This window comes from Gracilibacillus xinjiangensis (genome assembly GCF_042651765.1).
Classification (GTDB): Bacteria; Bacillota; Bacilli; order Bacillales; family Amphibacillaceae; genus Gracilibacillus; species Gracilibacillus xinjiangensis.
In genome coordinates this window covers 58,711-73,605 of sequence record NZ_JBHSDT010000009.1, presented here as the reverse complement: position 1 = coordinate 73,605, position 14,895 = coordinate 58,711, and the positions used below count along the sequence as shown (strand labels likewise).

The window sequence follows — 14,895 nt, the reverse complement described above, 5'->3', positions numbered from 1 at the left end:
GTAGTTAAGCTCTCCAGCGCCCATGGTAGTTGGGGCTTTGCCCCTGCAAGAGTAGGACGTTGCCAGGCAAGTCAAAGGTCTTTTAGTTTTTATAGCTAAAAGACTTTTTTGTATTCATAAAAATACTGTTATAATGGAAGAGGAAAAATACAAGAATGAGGTGAATCCATGAGGAAGCAGATTAAATTAATGACAAAAGAAAACTATAAGGAGGTCTTTAAACTTTCGCAATTTGCATTCCAATATACTTTGGATAAGGATCAATTAGCAGAAAAAGAAGCAGAAGCTGGCCGCCACAAAATTTGGGGGTGGATAGAGAACAACCAGCTGGCAGCAAAAGTTCACATGATACCTCTTACTGTACATATTAATGAACAAGACATGAAAATGGGTGGAATAGCTTCTGTCTCCTCATGGCCGGAATTTAGAAGAGGTGGCATTGTGAAAAAATTATTAAAGCATACGCTTCTAAATATGCGGGAGGAAGGTTATATTATTTCCTATTTGCACCCATTCTCGGTTCCCTTTTATCGTAAATATGGCTATGAGCTTGTCTTTAACTATAGAGACTACGAGATTCCGATAAAGCAATTTCAAAAGAACTGGAATGCACTTGGGCATGTTAAAAGAATTGAGGCAGATTACAACATACTAGAAAGTATATATATAGATTATATCAAAAGTTTTAATGGTGGAATAATAAGAGATACAGATTGGTGGAAACAAAGAGTAGTTAAAAAGGAGATGGTCATAGCAGTAGGCTATGATCAGGATAATAAACCTGACAGCTATATTCTTTATCATGTAAAGGATCGCGTTCTATATGTGGAAGAGATTGCCTACCGCTCCTTAAACAGCTTAAAACTCGTTCTTGAATTTATAGGAAACCATGATTCAATGGTAGAGAAAGTTAAAATGAAAGTACCTGACGAAGATTTTATCCCCTGCTTATTTGATGAGCCCCGTTTTGAACAGATTGTAAAAAAATACTTTATGGCACGAATTGTAGATGTTCCTGAGTTCCTAAAGAACTATCAATTTATAAGTATTCATTCTTCTGATTCTATTTCTCTGATTATAGAGGATGAATTTATCCCTGACAATAACGGGACTTATATTATTCAAGATGAAAAGGTTACATGTTTAGACCATGAGCTAACAGACACAAGAAATGTTATTTGCTGTTCGGTACAACAGCTTACTCAGATGCTGTTAGGTTATAAAAGGCCATTAGAATTAGAAAGATTGGCCTTAATTAAAGGCAGCTATAACGCAATTGAAAAATTTGATAAAATGATACCAATTAAACATACTTATTTTCCTGATTTTTTTTAGTCGCTTTTAAAAGAAGTGGCTTTTTTTGTCCCTAAAAAAAGATTTAGTAAAGGGGAAAGAATTCCACCTCCAAAAGTAATAAAAATAGAAATATATTCGTGTAATTTAGGGTATATATGAATATAACTTGGAGGTGTAGTCATTTGTTAGAAGATATCTTTGATTTAGAATTCATTGAATCAATCACAAAATTAATGATTGCATTAACTTTGTCTGGACTAATTGGCTTGGAAAGAGAGTTGAACCGCCATTCAGCAGGCTTTCGAACACATATATTAGTAGGTATTAGTGCATGCCTAATGATGCTTTTATCTATTAATGGATTTGAGCAATTTATTGAGACTTATAATAACGTTCAATTTGACCCTGCAAGAATTCCGTCATATGTTATCTCAGGGATTGGTTTCTTAGGTGCGGGTACAATTATTGTCAATGGCCGGACAATTCGAGGGTTAACAACAGCTGCCTCGATATGGGCGGTAGCAGGGCTGGGATTAATTATTGGAATCGGGATGTATAAAGAAGCAATCATCACAACTATTATCATCTTAATTAGCTTGGTCTTGCTTAATAAACTAGAGAAGATAATTCATAGAAAAAATCACCAAATTGTTTTTGAGATTAAACTTTCCGAAGATAAAAATACTTCAGAGTTTCTTGAACAAATTCAATCTTTTTCCCTCGAGATTCGAGAATTGGATATAACTAAAGATCAAAGCGGTTATCGCAAGATTAAAATGTATTTAGATGTTACCCACAAGAAAAAAGGGATAAGCCTTCATGAGTGGCTATTAGAACAGGAAAATGTCGAGAAAATTAAAATGAGGTTCCATTGATGTTTTTAAATGGATTATCTAGGTAATAATATTAAAGAACAATATAGTTGCAACAAATAAAACATCCGATATAATAAAAGTATAGTCAAATATAGTCAAAGTCAGATTGGGTGAGTGAAAATGCGAAATATTTCAGATATCATTGAGGAATATTTGAAAGATGTGATGCAAAGTAATCAAAAGAGAATTATCGAAATAAAACGCAGTGAAATTGCTGATCGTTTTGAATGTGTACCTTCTCAAATTAACTATGTAATAAATACAAGGTTTACATTAGAAAAAGGATATCTAGTTGAGAGTAAACGAGGTGGCGGTGGATACATTCGTATTAGCAGAGTCACTAATAAAGATAAAGCAAAATTAATTGATGAAATTATTGTTATGATTCAACCAAAAGTATCACAGCAAAAAGCAGTCAATATCTTAGAAAGGTTGCTAGAAGAAGAATTAATTACAAAAAGAGAAGCAAAATTGATGTTAGCAGCATTGGATAGAGATACATTGTCCTTTCAGTTGCCATTAAGGGATGAGATAAGAGCAAGAGTTATGTCAGCAATGTTACATTCATTAAAGTACCACATTTAGGAGGTGGGTTACGTGGAATGTCAGGAATGCAAACAAAATCCGGCAACACTTCACTTCGCACAAGTAACAAATGGTGAAAAACGGGAAATACACGTTTGCCACCAATGCGCAAAGGAAAAAGGTTATGTAACCACAGACGATGAGTCATATTCTTTGCACAACTTACTTTCAGGTTTGTTTAACTTTGACCCAGAAAAGTTACACCACTCTACCCATAACAAACCTGCTGCTCGGCAAATGGAATGTGAAAAATGCGGAATGACTTATCAGGAATTTGCGCAAGTCGGCAAATTTGGTTGTGCATCATGCTACCAGACATTTTCGGAGCACTTAAATCCGATTTTCAGAAGAGTGCATAGTGGTAATACAGCACATCATGGAAAAGTACCAAAACGTGTAGGAAAAGATATCTCTGCACGCAGAAAAGTGAAAGAATTAAGGTGGAAGTTACAGCAGCTGATCGCAGAGGAGGAATTTGAAGAGGCTGCTAAAATTAGGGACCAGATTAAAGAGATGGAGAAAACTCTCAATCAAAGTGGAGAGGGGGATGTTTAATGGGATTGGAACAATTTATTAATGAGGCAATTAGTCCGTGGTTAAAGGAAGATGGACCAGATAGTGATATTGTAATGAGCAGCAGAATAAGATTAGCAAGAAACTTTGAACAATCTCCCTTCCCAATAATTGCAAATCAGGAACATTTAGATGGAATTCTATATTTCTTAGAAAAAGAATTTAACCAAAAATCTTTTGCAAACTATGAACAATTAGAATTTGTCAGGATGGCGGACTTAAAACCAATTGAAAAGCAAGTTTTAGTAGAAAAACACCTAATAAGTCCTCATTTGGCTGATAAATCCACATACGGTGCCGCGTTAATCTCTAAAAATGAACAGGTTTCGATAATGATTAATGAAGAAGACCATATTCGGATGCAATTGTATTTCCCGGGTTTTCAGTTGGAAAGAGCGTTAGAAGAAGCTTTTCATATTGATGATTGGTTAGAAGAAAAAATCGACTATGCGTTTGATGAAGAGCGGGGATACTTAACCAGTTGCCCAACAAATGTCGGCACAGGTCTAAGGGCCTCAGTAATGATTCATCTACCAGCTCTAGCGATGACCAGGAAACTAAATAGAATGATACCAGCGATTAATCAGTTAGGCCTTGTTGTTCGAGGGATTTATGGTGAAGGCAGTGAAGCATTAGGAAATATTTTTCAAATATCAAACCAGGTAACACTAGGGAGATCCGAACAGGATACGATCGAGGATTTGACAAGTGTTGTAGAGAAATTAATCGAACAAGAACGACAGGCACGGACATTATTACGTCAACAATCAGAACTAGAGTTAGAAGATCGAATATTCCGTTCATATGGAATTTTAGAACATAGTCGTATTATTGAATCAAAGGAAACAGCCAAATGTTTATCTGACGTACGGCTTGGTATTGACCTGGAATATATTCATCATATACCGAAATCTATTTTAAATGAATTAATGGTTTTGACACAGCCAGCGTTCTTGCAGCAATACGCTAGGCGAATGCTTACACCGCATGAAAGAGATGTTTTTAGAGCATCGTTAATTAGGGAACGCTTTACGCTAGAGCAAAGGGAGGAATATTAAATGATGTTTGGTCGATTTACAGAAAGAGCACAAAAAGTATTGGCATTATCTCAAGAAGAAGCTGTTAGGTTGGGGCATAATAATATTGGAACAGAACATATTTTGTTAGGGCTTGTTAACGAGGGTGAAGGTATTGCTGCAAAAGCATTACATGCAATTGGTCTGGGTGCCGAGAAGATTCGCGAAGAAGTAGAATCATTAATTGGTAAAGGCAATCAAGTTTCTCAAACGATCCATTATACACCCAGAGCGAAAAAAGTAATTGAATTATCGATGGATGAAGCAAGAAAACTTGGTCATTCTTATGTGGGAACAGAGCATATTCTATTAGGTTTGATTCGTGAAGGTGAAGGCGTTGCGGCACGTGTATTAAATAACCTTGGTGTAAGCTTAAATAAAGCGCGTCAGCAAGTATTGCAGCTGTTAGGAAGTACGGAGAATAACAATTCTAATGGAAGAAGCAATAATCAGAATAATAGTGCGACAACACCTACATTAGACTCTTTAGCACGAGACTTAACCGCAATAGCAAAAGAAGGAAATATAGATCCGGTCATTGGCCGCAGTAAAGAAATAGAACGTGTGATACAAGTATTAAGCCGCAGAACGAAAAATAACCCTGTTTTAATTGGGGAGCCGGGTGTTGGGAAAACAGCTGTAGCGGAAGGTTTGGCCCAACAAATCGTGCAAAATGAAGTTCCTGAGATCCTTCGTGACAAACGTGTTATGACATTAGATATGGGGACAGTAGTAGCTGGAACGAAATATCGTGGTGAGTTTGAAGACCGTTTGAAAAAAGTAATGGAGGAAATTCGCCAAGCGAACAATGTTATTTTGTTCATTGATGAGTTGCATACGTTAATTGGTGCTGGTGGAGCAGAAGGTGCCATTGATGCCTCAAATATATTAAAACCATCACTTGCTCGCGGTGAATTACAATGTATTGGTGCAACCACATTAGATGAATACCGTAAGTATATTGAAAAAGATGCAGCACTGGAGCGTAGATTCCAGCCAATTCAAGTCGATGAGCCAACAGTAGAAGAATCGATCCAGATTTTAAAAGGATTAAGAGATCGATATGAAGCGCATCACCGTGTCACGATTACGGATGAAGCAATTGAAGCTGCTGCCAGATTATCTGACCGTTATATTACTGACCGGTTTTTACCAGATAAAGCAATTGATTTAATAGACGAGGCGGGATCGAAAGTACGCCTGCGTTCTTATACTACACCGCCTAACTTAAAAGAATTGGAACAAAGATTAGAAGAAGTGAAAAAAGAAAAAGATGCAGCTGTACAAAGTCAGGAATTCGAAAAAGCAGCAGCATTACGCGATAATGAGCAGCAGTTAAGGAAAGAACTTGAGGATACTGAATCGAAATGGAAAGAAAAACAAGGGCAAGAAAATTCAGCAGTTGGGGTAGAAGACATTGCTAGTGTTGTTTCCATTTGGACCGGAGTCCCAGTGTCTGCTATCACCAAAGACGAAAGTGCCAGACTACTTCACATGGAAGAAATCTTACACAACCGTTTAATTGGGCAAGAGGAAGCTGTTAAAGCTGTATCGAAAGCTATTCGAAGAGCAAGAGCTGGCTTAAAAGATCCGAAACGTCCAATAGGTTCATTTATCTTCTTAGGTCCAACAGGGGTTGGTAAGACAGAACTAGCCAGAGCATTGGCGGAATCCATGTTCGGTGAAGAAGATGCGATGATACGTATTGATATGTCTGAATATATGGAAAAACATTCAACATCACGCTTAGTCGGTTCACCTCCAGGGTATGTCGGCTATGAAGAGGGCGGCCAGTTAACAGAAAAGGTTAGAAGAAAACCATATTCTGTTGTGTTATTGGATGAGGTAGAAAAAGCCCATCCAGAAGTGTTTAACATCTTACTGCAAGTACTGGAAGATGGCCGCTTAACAGACTCTAAAGGACGCACAGTTGACTTTAGAAATACGGTGCTTATCATGACATCTAACGTTGGTGCAAGTGAGCTGAAACGAAATAAATATGTTGGTTTCAGTTTAGGAGAAGAGGAACAGAACTATAAAGATATGCGTTCAAAAGTTACAGCGGAATTGAAAAAAGCGTTCCGCCCTGAATTCCTTAACCGTATTGATGAAACAATTGTTTTCCATTCCCTAGAGAAGAAGCATATGAAGCACATTGTTGAATTAATGGTGAAAGAATTGCAAGCACGTCTAATCGATCAGGATATTGACTTTATCCTTTCAGAAAAAGCAATTGAAAAAATTGCGAATGAAGGATTTGACCCAGAATATGGGGCTCGTCCACTTCGTCGCTCCATTCAGAAAAATGTGGAAGATTTATTGTCAGAAGAGTTATTAAAAGAAACAATTAAAAAAGGGCAAAAAGTGAAAATAGATATAGATGAAAAAGGCAATTTTGCAATTGTCTCCTAATCATCCATAGGCAGAAGAAAATCGGAAGGAATTTTACCTTCCGATTTTCTTAACTGTTTATTTAATACTAATCAGAGTTCGGTTTTATTCATAAGCTCAGACTATTTTCCACCACTGCAGCTATGATAGTAAGTTTTTTACACTTTTTACATACATCTTTAACCAAATTGATAGATCTTTGTAACTTTTAAGGGATCGAATTCGTATATAATGAAAGGGAGGGATTGTCTTGGCAAAAAGAAAATCAAAATTTGTTTGTCAATCTTGCGGGTATGAGACCCCAAAATGGATGGGTAGATGTCCAGGTTGTAATGAATGGAATACATTGGTAGAAGAGGTTGTGAAAACAACTGCAACAAGAGGAAATTGGGCCTCCTCCCCTCAGTCGACACACAAGCCAGAGAGAATTAGCCAAATTAAGTCACAAGATGAACCGAGAATAAAAACAAAAATGGGTGAATTAAATCGAGTATTAGGTGGCGGAATTGTAGCGGGATCATTGGTTTTAATTGGCGGTGATCCGGGTATTGGTAAATCTACATTGCTTTTACAAGTTTCTAGTCAGTTAGCATCTAGTGGATTAGACATTCTGTATATTTCAGGAGAAGAATCTACACGTCAAACAAAGCTCAGAGCTGATCGACTAGGAATAGCGGCAGATCAATTATATGTTTTATCTGAAACAAATTTAGTAGATATTGCGAACCAAATTGATGCATTGAAACCTAGTTTTGTAGTAATTGACTCCATTCAAACCGTTTATAAAGAGGAAGTGACCAGTGCACCAGGCAGTGTATCTCAAGTACGTGAATGTACAAGTGAATTAATGCGAATTGCTAAGCAAAATAATATTCCTATTTTCATTGTAGGTCATGTAACGAAAGAGGGTTCTATTGCTGGTCCGAGATTATTGGAGCACATGGTTGACGCGGTTTTATACTTCGAAGGGGAGCGACATCACACTTTCCGAATTTTAAGGGGTGTCAAGAACCGGTTTGGAAGTACGAATGAAATGGGAATCTTCGAAATGAAGGAAGAAGGGTTAGCAGAAGTTCTAAACCCGTCTGAAATCTTTTTAGAAGAGAGGTCACAGGGTGTGGCTGGATCTACAATTGTTGCATCAATGGAAGGGACACGCCCAGTACTTGTTGAAATCCAAGCATTGATTTCACCGACGAGCTTCGGGAATCCAAGGCGAATGGCAACAGGAATAGACCATAATCGTGTACCGCTTTTAATGGCAGTCTTAGAGAAACGTGTTGGTTTGATGCTACAAAATCAGGATGCCTATGTTAAAGTTGCTGGTGGAGTGAAATTGGATGAGCCTGCGATTGATTTAGCTGTTGCAATCAGTATTGCCTCTAGCTTCAGAGACCAAACCCCAAATCCGGATGATGTCCTGATAGGTGAAGTTGGTTTGACAGGAGAGGTCCGCCGGGTGTCGCGAATTGATCAGCGTGTCCAAGAGGCAGCAAAGTTAGGTTTTAAAAGAGCGATTATTCCCAAAAAGAACATGGATGGCTGGAATCCTCCAAAGTCGCTAGAAGTGATCGGAGTTCAGTCTGTTCAGGAGGCAATACGCGTAACTTTAGGCACTTAATAAGGTTTAAAATGAATAAAATTGGAGAGAATATTTTATAGGAGGTGAATGTGGTGCTAAAAAAATTTGTGCAAATATTTTTTATAATTGCAGGTGGTACCGCGGGATATTTATATATTCCAGATTTATTGGGATTGTTTAGTTCTTTAGAGGGGACATGGTTGATGTCTCAATATGTTGCCCCGTATGTTGGGTTAGTTTTAGGAGCTATTATATTTTTTATTTTATCGATGTGGTGCACAGATTTTATTGTTAGCTTTTTCAACTGGTTTGAAGAGAAACTTTTAAAAGCACCTGTTGGTGATTTACTGTTTGGTAGTTTAGGGATTATTATTGGTTTAATTATTGCCTACTTTCTTAATGAACCGATCCAAGCAATTGGGATTAAAATTGTTTCACAAGTAGTACCTATCTTTTTAAGTGTTTTGCTTGCTTACTTCGGATTCCAAGTTGGCTTTAAACGAAGAGATGAATTCCTTAATCTGTTAACAATAACTCGGAAAGAAAAAAAGAAAGCAGGCACTAATGAAGAGCCGCTGGCAGACATGCCTAAACCAAAGATTCTTGATACAAGTGTGATTATTGATGGGCGAATTGCGGATATATGCCAAACTAGCTTTTTAGAAGGTACAATTATTATCCCCCAATTTGTGTTGGAAGAATTACAGCATATCGCAGATTCGTCGGATGCTTTGAAGCGAAACCGCGGGCGAAGAGGATTGGATATACTTAATAGAATTCAGAAGGATTTACCTATCAATGTGGAAATTTACGAAGGTGATTTTGAAGAAATACAAGAAGTAGACAGCAAGCTGGTGAAATTGGCAAAAGTTATGAACGGAATTGTTGTTACAAATGACTTTAACTTAAATAAGGTTTGTGAGTTTCAGAAAGTCCCTGTCTTAAATATCAATGATTTAGCCAATGCGGTGAAACCAATTGTACTTCCAGGTGAAGAGCTCCTCGTGCAAGTGATCAAAGATGGGAAAGAACAGAACCAGGGTGTTGCATACTTAGATGACGGAACAATGATTGTTGTCGAAGAAGGCAAAAATTATATTGGTAAAACAATTGATGTCATTATTACTAGTGTTTTGCAAACTTCCGCTGGTAGAATGATTTTTGCTAAACCGAAATTGCTTGAAAAAGCTTTGTAAAAAAGGTATAACATATAAAGGATAGAAGAAAAGTGATAACATAGTGTTATCACTTTTCTTTGCAATGGATGATAGAATAAATAAAGAATTTCCATACAAAAAAGAAGGTATACGAGGTGCCGGAATGATAGAATATCATGTCATCGTTTTAGCTGCAGGTCAAGGGAAGCGAATGAAGGCAGGAAAGAACAAGCAATTTATTCAATTGCAAAATGAAGCTCTAATCGTACATACTTTAAGGAATTTTGTCCAAGATGATTGGTGTAAATCTATTTATATAGTTATTAGCCAGGAAGACCAAGTCGAAATGAAAGCATTACTGAAAAATTATCCATGGTTTGATCAAATCAGCTTTGTTCCCGGAGGAAAGGAACGACAGGACAGTGGTTATCAAGGTATTAAAGCAATAAAAGCCGATATGCCTGATGAAGTTGTAATGATTCACGATGGAGCAAGACCGTTTATTGAGCAATACCATTTGCATCAATTAGCTGTCAAAGCAAAAGAAGCAAAAGCCGCTTTATTAGCCGTACAGGTTACCGATACAATCAAACGGAGAAGGGCCGACAGAATAGAAACATTGGACCGTGCTACTTTATGGGCGGCACAGACACCGCAAGCATTTCATTATACAGTAATAAAAAAGGCTCATGAATTGGCAAAAGAACAACAGTTTACAGGAACGGATGATGCTTCGCTAGTAGAAGAGTACATGCCTTATCTGCCAGTGGAAATTGTAGAAGGAAGCTATCAAAATGTAAAACTTACAACACCAGAGGACATACTCCGTGCTGAGATGATTTTAAATAAGAGAGGAGATGTATAAATGTTTCGAATCGGTCAAGGCTTTGATGTACATCAATTTGCTCAAAATCGCCCTTGCATTATCGGTGGGATTGAAATACCGTATGAATTAGGGCTGCTTGGGCACTCTGATGCAGATGTTTTACTACATACGATTGCAGATGCTTGCCTTGGGGCAATCGGGGAAGGTGATATAGGTAAACACTTTCCAGATACTGACCCGGCATTTAAGGATGCAGATTCACAAAAACTTTTACAGCATGTATGGGAACTTGTGCGAAAACAAGGGTATACACTTGGAAACCTTGATTGTACCGTTATTGCACAAGCCCCTAAGATGGCGCCGTATATAGAAGAAATTCGGATGAATATAGCAGAGCTGCTTTTAGCAAAACCGGAACAAATTAATGTGAAAGCAACAACAACAGAGAAATTAGGCTTTACCGGGAGAAGAGAAGGAATAGCTGCCCAAGCGGTTGTATTGTTGGTGAAAGAATAGGAAGTGCACTAGCATAAGTAAAATCAATAACAATTTTATTATAAATAATGATAAAATAATGGAAGAATTAAGCGATGGTTCGTTTATTTTAAATTCTATCTTAAACAACACGAAAGGAGTTTTAATTATGTCAAAGGATGTTAGAGTTCGTTATGCACCAAGTCCGACTGGACACCTACATATCGGTAATGCAAGAACGGCTTTATTTAACTATTTATATGCAAAACATTTAGGAGGATCTTTTATTATTCGTACAGAGGATACGGATGACAAAAGAAATGTAGAAGGCGGAGAAGAAAGCCAGTTAATGTATCTGAAGTGGCTCGGAATCAAATGGGATGAAGGTGCAGATATTGGCGGTAATTTCGGTCCTTATCGACAAACGGAAAGGTTGGATATTTACCAAAAGTACGTTGATGAATTATTAGAGCGCGGGCTTGCTTATAAATGTTACATGACAGAAGAAGAGTTAGAACAAGAACGTGAAGAGCAGCGTGCTAATGGACAAGTTCCGAAGTATTCGGGTGCACACCGCGATTTAACTGAGGAACAAATCAAACAATTCGAAGCGGAAGGCAGAAAACCTAGTATCAGATTCCGTGTTCCGGAAAATAAAACTTATACTTTCCAGGATATTGTCCGTGATAAAATTACATTTGAATCAAGTGACTTTGGCGACTGGGTAATGGTAAAGAAAAATGGTATACCAACATATAATTTCGCTGTAGCAATCGATGATCATGAGATGAAAATCAGCCATGTACTTCGTGGTGAAGAGCATATTTCCAATACTCCAAAACAAATGATGGTTTTTGAGGCTTTTGGTTGGGAAGCACCACAGTATGGTCATATGACGCTTATTTTAAATGAAAATCGAAAGAAATTAAGCAAACGTGATGAGCACATCCTGCAATTTATTGAACAATATAAGAACTTAGGTTATATACCTGAGGCATTATTTAATTTTATCGCATTATTAGGCTGGTCTCCAGTTGGTGAGGAAGAGATATTCACACAAGAGCAATTTATCGAAATGTTCGACCCTGATCGTCTATCAACATCTCCTGCCATTTTTGATCCGGCAAAATTAAAGTGGATGAACAACCAATATATTAAACAAGCACCTCTTGATGACGTAGTAGCATTAAGCTTACCGCACTTAGTGAAAGCAGGTAAATTACCGGAAGAGATGGATGAAAACCAAAAAGCTTGGGCTGTTGATCTTATCAGTTTATATCATGAACAGCTTTCCTATGGAGCGGAAATAGTCGAGTTAACCGACTTATTCTTTAAAAAGGAAATTGATTACGGGGAAGAAGCGATGGCTGTCTTAAATGAAGAACAAGTGCCAGAAGTTATCACAACTTTCTTAGCGAAGTTTGATGAATTGGAAGAACTTTCTCCAGAAGAAATTAAAGCAAGCATTAAGGCAACACAAAAAGAGACAAAGCAAAAAGGGAAAAAATTATTTATGCCAATCCGTGTAGCGACAACAGGTCAAGTCCATGGGCCTGAACTCCCGAATGCTATCTTCTTGTTAGGAAAAGACGTTGTTAAGGCGAGATTAAATCATGTATTGGAATTGATTAAATAAGTGACATTTTAGTAATAACTATATATAATAATAGCAAATAAGATATTGAGCGTTGAAGAGGAGAAGTAAACAGTTAGCCCTTCTACAGAGAAAACCATCAATCTGCTGCGAGTGGTTGGAGGAATGATTGTTGAAATGCACCTCATAGAGCTTCTTTTTGAACAAAGACAGTAGGAAAGAACGGTTCACTCCCGTTATCGGTGCGAAGTAGAGGGGTTTATAGATGATCCTTAAACAGAGTGGGACCGCGCCCAAAAGCGTCTCTGTGTTGTCATGACACAGAGACGCTTTTTTTTAGATAGAAAAATTTTAACTGTAACAATTTTCAGGAGATAGTATGGCGAGAGAGTAGATAACTTAAGGGGGGATGTTTTGATGGGGTTTTTTAAGTTATTAAAAGAAGATATTGATGTAGTATTTGACCAAGATCCTGCAGCAAGAACCTATTTCGAAGTTTGTTTAACATACTCAGGCTTACATGCTATTTGGGCACACCGAGTTGCTCATGCATTTTACCGAAGGAAATTCTTTTTTATTGCACGAACTATTTCACAGGTTAGTCGTTTCTTTACAGGTGTGGAAATCCATCCTGGTGCTAAAATTGGTAAACGTTTCTTTATTGATCACGGGATGGGTGTGGTTATCGGTGAGACCTGCGAGATTGGTGATAATGTTACGATTTATCAGGGTGTCACCTTAGGTGGTACAGGGAAAGAAAAAGGAAAACGCCATCCAACAATAAAGGATAATGCCCTAGTTGCAACAGGTGCTAAAGTGCTCGGCTCTATAACGATCGGAGAAAGCTCCAAAATTGGTGCAGGATCTGTTGTACTGGAAGATGTGCCAGATCACTCAACTGTTGTTGGAATTCCGGGACGTGTCGTTATTCAAAATGGGGAGAAAGTAAGAAAAGACTTAGATCATCACAAATTACCTGATCCAATCAGTGAAGTGTTAAAGAATATGGAATCAGAAATTGATAAATTAAAGCAAGAATTAAAAACGGTTAAAGGAGTGAAGCGTGATGACAATTAGAATTTACAATACGATTACAAGACAGAAAGAAGCATTCCAACCTATTGAACCAAATAAAGTGAAAATGTATGTATGTGGTCCAACAGTATACAATTACATTCACATCGGGAATGCCAGACCGGCAATTGTATTCGATACAGTTAGACGGTATTTTGAACATAAAGGATTTACGGTTGATTATGTATTGAACTTCACTGATGTTGATGACAAGTTAATCAAAGCGGCAAATGAATTAGGTGAGGAAGTACCGGCAATTGCTAATCGCTTTATACAGGCATACAAAGAAGATGTAGGAGCATTAGGTGTGAAAGAAGCGGTACACCATCCGCGTGTAACAGAAACAATGGATGATATTATCACATTTATTTCAACACTAATTGAGAAAGGGCACGCATACGAATCGGAAGGTGATGTGTATTTTAAAACAAGGTCATTTGAAGGGTATGGGAAATTATCACATCAATCTATTGATGAGTTAAGGTCAGGTGCAAGAATTCAAGTTGGTGAAAAAAAGGATGACCCATTGGATTTTACTCTATGGAAAAAAGCAAAAGATGGCGAAATAGCATGGCAATCGCCTTGGGGAGAAGGCAGACCTGGTTGGCACATCGAATGTTCGGCAATGGCAAAACGTTATTTAGGTGATACGATTGACATTCATGCAGGTGGTCAGGATTTAACTTTTCCTCACCATGAGAATGAAATTGCCCAATCTGAAGCAGCGAACGGGAAAGCTTTTGCTAATTACTGGATGCACAATGGATATATTAATATTAATAATGAGAAAATGTCAAAATCACTAGGCAACTTTGTGTTAGCCCATGACTTGATTCAAAAGCATGATCCAAAAGTACTCCGTTTCTTTATGTTAAGTGTTCATTATCGAAACCCGATTAATTTTAGTGACTCTCTGCTCGAGAGTGCTAAGAACAGCTTTGACCGTATTGATAATGTCATGGCAAATCTGAAACACCGTAAATCAACAAGTTTAGACTTAGTTGAGGATAATCGAGAATGGCTGGAAAAAGTAACTAAAATGGAGCGGGATTTTGAACGGGAGATGGATGATGACTTCAATACTGCCAATGCGATTTCCGTTATTTTTGACTTGGTAAAAGAAGCCAATACGTATCTGCAAAGAAAGCAGACACACACAGAGGTTATTCAGGCATTTGAGGAATTGTTAAACAAATTCTTGCAAATATTAGGTATTGTGTTGGATGAGGATTCGTTGTTGGATGAAGAAATAGAACAATTAATTGAACAGCGGATCGAAGCAAGAAACAATAAGGACTTTGCACTGGCTGATCAAATCAGAGATGACTTAAAAGAACGTAATATAATTCTTGAAGATACACCTCAAGGTACGCGTTGGAAACGAGGCTAGGA

13 protein-coding genes and 1 other annotated feature are annotated in these 14,895 nt (G+C 37.6%); all 13 genes read left to right on the top strand.

The genetic code is table 11. The annotated features are described in order from the left end of the window. The first annotated feature begins 168 nt into the window (after positions 1–168). The 13 genes from ACFOY7_RS18390 to cysS all read left to right on the top strand — a co-directional run bounded on the left by ACFOY7_RS18390 (position 169) and on the right by cysS (position 14,893). Positions 169–1,335: a GNAT family N-acetyltransferase gene (locus ACFOY7_RS18390; protein WP_390254324.1), complete on the top strand. Its 1,167-nt coding sequence runs from the start codon at positions 169–171 to the stop codon at positions 1,333–1,335. 194 nt (positions 1,336–1,529) lie between these two features. Beyond that, positions 1,530–2,171 (top strand): MgtC/SapB family protein, encoded by a 642-nt coding sequence (locus ACFOY7_RS18385; RefSeq protein WP_390254328.1) that lies wholly within the window; start codon positions 1,530–1,532, stop codon positions 2,169–2,171. 120 nt (positions 2,172–2,291) lie between these two features. Continuing rightward, positions 2,292–2,756, top strand: coding sequence for a CtsR family transcriptional regulator (locus ACFOY7_RS18380; protein WP_390254322.1), 465 nt, complete (start codon positions 2,292–2,294; stop codon positions 2,754–2,756). Positions 2,757–2,768: 12 nt separating this feature from the next. Beyond that, complete coding sequence (locus ACFOY7_RS18375; protein ID WP_390254320.1) at positions 2,769–3,311, top strand: UvrB/UvrC motif-containing protein; 543 nt, start codon at positions 2,769–2,771, stop codon at positions 3,309–3,311. Continuing rightward, on the top strand, positions 3,311–4,387 hold the full coding sequence (locus ACFOY7_RS18370) for a protein arginine kinase (RefSeq protein ID WP_390254318.1): 1,077 nt from the start codon (positions 3,311–3,313) through the stop codon (positions 4,385–4,387). Before ACFOY7_RS18375 ends, ACFOY7_RS18370 begins: the two co-directional genes overlap by 1 nt. Further along, a complete protein-coding gene (gene clpC / locus ACFOY7_RS18365) occupies positions 4,388–6,817 on the top strand; it encodes an ATP-dependent protease ATP-binding subunit ClpC (protein ID WP_390254317.1) in 2,430 nt (809 codons plus the stop codon). 229 nt (positions 6,818–7,046) lie between these two features. Further along, positions 7,047–8,417 carry a DNA repair protein RadA gene (gene radA, locus ACFOY7_RS18360; RefSeq protein WP_390254315.1) on the top strand — a complete coding sequence of 457 codons (1,371 nt, stop codon included), beginning with the start codon at positions 7,047–7,049 and terminating at the stop codon, positions 8,415–8,417. Positions 8,418–8,470: 53 nt separating this feature from the next. Next, positions 8,471–9,574: a PIN/TRAM domain-containing protein gene (locus ACFOY7_RS18355; RefSeq protein WP_390254313.1), complete on the top strand. Its 1,104-nt coding sequence runs from the start codon at positions 8,471–8,473 to the stop codon at positions 9,572–9,574. 127 nt (positions 9,575–9,701) lie between these two features. Beyond that, positions 9,702–10,400, top strand: a complete 699-nt coding sequence (ispD, locus tag ACFOY7_RS18350; RefSeq protein WP_390254326.1) for a 2-C-methyl-D-erythritol 4-phosphate cytidylyltransferase — start codon at positions 9,702–9,704, stop codon at positions 10,398–10,400. Next, entirely contained in the window at positions 10,401–10,877 is a 477-nt protein-coding gene (gene ispF / locus ACFOY7_RS18345) for a 2-C-methyl-D-erythritol 2,4-cyclodiphosphate synthase (protein ID WP_390254311.1), read from the top strand. A 127-nt stretch (positions 10,878–11,004) separates the two neighbouring features. After that, positions 11,005–12,471, top strand: a complete 1,467-nt coding sequence (gltX, locus tag ACFOY7_RS18340) for a glutamate--tRNA ligase (protein ID WP_390254309.1) — start codon at positions 11,005–11,007, stop codon at positions 12,469–12,471. A 43-nt stretch (positions 12,472–12,514) separates the two neighbouring features. After that, positions 12,515–12,739 (top strand) — a binding site (T-box leader). 107 nt (positions 12,740–12,846) lie between these two features. Beyond that, positions 12,847–13,506 carry a serine O-acetyltransferase gene (gene cysE / locus ACFOY7_RS18335; protein WP_390254307.1) on the top strand — a complete coding sequence of 220 codons (660 nt, stop codon included), beginning with the start codon at positions 12,847–12,849 and terminating at the stop codon, positions 13,504–13,506. Further along, positions 13,496–14,893: a cysteine--tRNA ligase gene (gene cysS / locus ACFOY7_RS18330; RefSeq protein WP_390254305.1), complete on the top strand. Its 1,398-nt coding sequence runs from the start codon at positions 13,496–13,498 to the stop codon at positions 14,891–14,893. Before cysE ends, cysS begins: the two co-directional genes overlap by 11 nt. Positions 14,894–14,895 lie beyond the last annotated feature (2 nt).

What these genes read in the sequence shown, in the direction of transcription:
- ACFOY7_RS18390 (WP_390254324.1), top strand. Translation starts at nt 169, where the DNA reads ATGAGGAAGCAGATTAAATTAATGACAAAAGAAAACTATAAGGAGGTC.
- ACFOY7_RS18385 (WP_390254328.1), top strand. Translation starts at nt 1,530, where the DNA reads ATGATTGCATTAACTTTGTCTGGACTAATTGGCTTGGAAAGAGAGTTG.
- ACFOY7_RS18380 (WP_390254322.1), top strand. Translation starts at nt 2,292, where the DNA reads ATGCGAAATATTTCAGATATCATTGAGGAATATTTGAAAGATGTGATG.
- ACFOY7_RS18370 (WP_390254318.1), top strand. Translation starts at nt 3,311, where the DNA reads ATGGGATTGGAACAATTTATTAATGAGGCAATTAGTCCGTGGTTAAAG.
- clpC (WP_390254317.1), top strand. Translation starts at nt 4,388, where the DNA reads ATGATGTTTGGTCGATTTACAGAAAGAGCACAAAAAGTATTGGCATTA.
- ispF (WP_390254311.1), top strand. Translation starts at nt 10,401, where the DNA reads ATGTTTCGAATCGGTCAAGGCTTTGATGTACATCAATTTGCTCAAAAT.
- gltX (WP_390254309.1), top strand. Translation starts at nt 11,005, where the DNA reads ATGTCAAAGGATGTTAGAGTTCGTTATGCACCAAGTCCGACTGGACAC.
- cysE (WP_390254307.1), top strand. Translation starts at nt 12,847, where the DNA reads ATGGGGTTTTTTAAGTTATTAAAAGAAGATATTGATGTAGTATTTGAC.
- cysS (WP_390254305.1), top strand. Translation starts at nt 13,496, where the DNA reads ATGACAATTAGAATTTACAATACGATTACAAGACAGAAAGAAGCATTC.